We start from the raw sequence: 1,744 nt of genomic DNA on the forward strand, positions 1-1,744 counted from the left end.
GGGTGGGTCACCGGGGTTCTCCTTCGCTCGGGTGGTGGCGCGCTGCCGTGACCGTACGGGTCACCAGGTCCAGCGAGCGGGCCAGTGCCAGCAGTTCGCCGTCGGTGGCCGGCTCGGCGCCGTACAGCAACTCGTGGATCTCGTCGGGTCGGCGGCCGGCGTACCGGGCGACCAGAGTGGCCACCTCGGCGGGCGGCGCGGTGGCGGGCAGGTTGAGGCGGGTGCCCAGCCGGTCCCGGGCGGCCGAGCGCAGCGTGGTGGCGGCGGGACCGCGCGCCCGGGCCCGCTGGTAGAGCCGCGCCCGGCCGAGGACAGTCTCGGCGGAGCGGACCCACACCGGCAGCGGCTCGGTGACCGGTGGGCCGAGCCGACGGGCACGCCAGAACACCATCAGCAGCGCGGCCAGCGCGAGCTGGAGCAGCAGCGCCCAGAACCAGTCCGGGAAGGCCGACCAGAGCGGGTTGTCGTCCGGCCCCTCGCCGCCGGCCTGCTCCCGCCGACCGCCGTCGTCAGGGCCGTCGGCGGGGCCGCCGTCGCCGGCCGGGTCGCCGTTCGCGTTGCCGTCGCCAAGGTGGTCGCCCGGCGTGCCCCACGGGGTGGGTGACCAGGCCGGCTCGCCGCTGACGCCGGTGCCGAGGCGCGGCGGCGGGGCGGGGCCGTCCAGGTCGAGCCAGACCACCCGACCACGGTCGCCGAGCAGCCCGGCCGCCAGGTCCTCGTTGCCCCAGTCGTCGATCCGGTCGTTGCGGAAGGGGTCGCTCGCCCCGATGACCACCACGTCGGCCGTCCAGGGCAGGTGGACCAGGCCGCCGGAGTAGCAGCGGCGCAGTTCCCCGGTGTGCCCCCGGGGCGCGGCGTAGCGCTGGAGTGCCGCGGCGGCGGTGCCGGCCCGGGCCGCCTCGGGCAGCGGGCAGGGCTGACCGTCGGCGTCGGGGCGGACCGCGCGGGCCGCCCAGCGGCGGTCGGTGCGGACCACCGGCAGGCCGACCTGTTCCAACACGCGGCGGGACGGGTCGACCAGCACGAGCCGGTTGCCGGCGGGCAGGTCTCCCAGGGCGCCGACGGTGCCCGGGTGCAACAACTCCGGGGCCGGTACGAAGAGCGTGCCCGGCCGGTCGTCGAGGGCCAGCAGTGCGGCCAGGATGTCGGTTTCGCGCTGCACGGCGACGCCCCGGCCGCTCAGCGTCCCGGCGAGCCGGCTGCCGCCGTGCTCGGCGGTCGTCACCGGGGAGAGGAAGCCCGGGGTGGTCGGGTCCGGTTGGTCCGCCGCGTGGGTGACCAGGGTGGCCACGACCAGAGCGGCGGCGAGCGTGAACGGGAGCACGATCCGGTGCCGGCGGCGTCGCCGCCCGGTCGGAGCGCCCCGCTCGGGTCTCGGCGCGGGCGGCGTGGCGGCGGCCGTCATCGTGGCTCCTCCGGCCGGCCGGCGAGTACCCGGTCCAGTTCGTCGGCGAGTTCCCGCATCCGCCGGTCGTGCTCGGCCAAGGCGGGGCGGTGGGCGTACCAGAGCGTGGAGAAGAGCGCGGCGGCGGCGCGCAGCGGCGGGTCGACCACGGGCAGGTGGCGAGACGCCTCCTCGGTCAGTTCGGTCACGGTCAGGCCGGGCCGTTGCGCGACCGCCCCGGCGGCGACCAGCCGGCGGACCATGCCGCGCAGCCGTTCCCGGACGGCCTCGGCGAAGCGCCCCTCGGCGGCCAGCCGGTCGGCGAGGGGGTGGCCCGGGGTGTCGTCGCCGACCCGGGGG

The 1,744-nt window shown here is 78.0% G+C and carries 2 protein-coding genes; both read right to left on the reverse strand.

Features of this window, described 5'->3' with window-relative positions; all coding sequences use genetic code 11:
• Positions 1 to 7 precede the first annotated feature (7 nt).
• Complete coding sequence (locus E1193_RS31310; RefSeq protein ID WP_132186726.1) at positions 8 to 1,405, reverse strand: DUF4350 domain-containing protein; 1,398 nt, start codon at positions 1,403 to 1,405, stop codon at positions 8 to 10.
• The coding region (locus tag E1193_RS31315) for a DUF4129 domain-containing protein (RefSeq protein WP_132186727.1) at positions 1,402 to 1,744 on the reverse strand (343 nt) is incomplete at its 5' end. The genes E1193_RS31310 and E1193_RS31315, both read right to left, overlap by 4 nt.

Source organism: Micromonospora sp. KC606 (assembly GCF_004348675.1).
Classification (GTDB): domain Bacteria; phylum Actinomycetota; class Actinomycetes; order Mycobacteriales; family Micromonosporaceae; genus Micromonospora.

Excerpts from the sequence above, each read along its gene's own strand:
- E1193_RS31310 (WP_132186726.1), bottom strand. The coding sequence starts at position 1,405 with ATGACGGCCGCCGCCACGCCGCCCGCGCCGAGACCCGAGCGGGGCGCT.